This is a genomic window from Paraburkholderia sediminicola (assembly GCF_046027825.1).
Lineage (GTDB): Bacteria > Pseudomonadota > Gammaproteobacteria > Burkholderiales > Burkholderiaceae > Paraburkholderia > Paraburkholderia sediminicola_D.
In genome coordinates this window covers 1-947 of the sequence record NZ_JAQQDU010000243.1, presented here as the reverse complement: position 1 = coordinate 947, position 947 = coordinate 1, and the positions used below count along the sequence as shown (strand labels likewise).

Genomic DNA, 947 nt, shown 5'->3' with positions numbered 1-947 from the left:
ATCACGAAAGAAGCGTTCGACCATGTTGAGCCAGGAGGCACTGGTGGGCGTGAAATGCATGTGGAATCGCGGATGCCTGGCAAGCCACGCCTTTACCTCGGGATGCTTATGAGTTGCATAGTTGTCAGCGATCAAATGCAGTTCCTTGCCCTTGGGCGTGTTGCGATCGATCTTGCGCAAGAAGCTCAGCCACTCCTGGTGACGATGTTTTGTCTGGCACTGGCCAATGACACTCCCGTCGAGCGTGTTCATCGCGGCAAACAGCGTCGTCACACCATGGCGCTTGTAATCGTGTGTCATCGTTTGACAGCGACCACGCTTGAGCGGCAATCCCGGCTGGGTCCGGTCAAGCGCCTGGATCTGGCTCTTCTCATCGCAGCACAAGACCAATGCGTGCTCCGGGGGATCGAGATACAGCCCAACGATGTCCTCGAGTTTCTCGACGAAGTGCTTGTCGTTCGATACCTTGAAGCTCTCTACCCGATGCGGCTTGAGGCCGTGCGCCTGCCAGATGCGCCGCACGCTCGCGGCACTGACGCCGGCCACCGCTGCCATGCTGCGCGTGCTCCAATGCGTCGCGTTATCCGGACGCTGCTGCGTCGTCAGCGTCACGATGCTCTTGACCTTGCGGGCAGAGATCTTCGGCTTGCGCCCGGGTCGCGTCTCATCCCCCTCGATACCGGTCACACCGTCAGCTATAAAGCGAGCGCGCCAGCGTGCCACCGTGCCTCGCCAGATAGCAAGCTCCGCACCGATCTCTTTGTCCGTCTTGCCCTGCGCCGCGAGCAAAATCATCCTGGCACGCTCGGCCAGTCGAACCGGGACCCTCCGACCTTTAGCCCATGTCTCTAACTGTTCGCGCTGTGCTTCGTTCAGCTCAACTTTCGCCGCGATTCTCATGAGTTCTCCCTCCGAGTAAAGGAGACTCGCAAATCGCAATTAAGTTG

1 protein-coding gene is annotated in these 947 nt (G+C 59.1%); it reads right to left on the bottom strand.

What is annotated here, in order from left to right:
- Positions 1 to 900: IS630 family transposase (locus PQQ96_RS42090; protein WP_408303335.1), on the bottom strand; the 900-nt coding region annotated here is incomplete at its 3' end.
- Positions 901 to 947 lie beyond the last annotated feature (47 nt).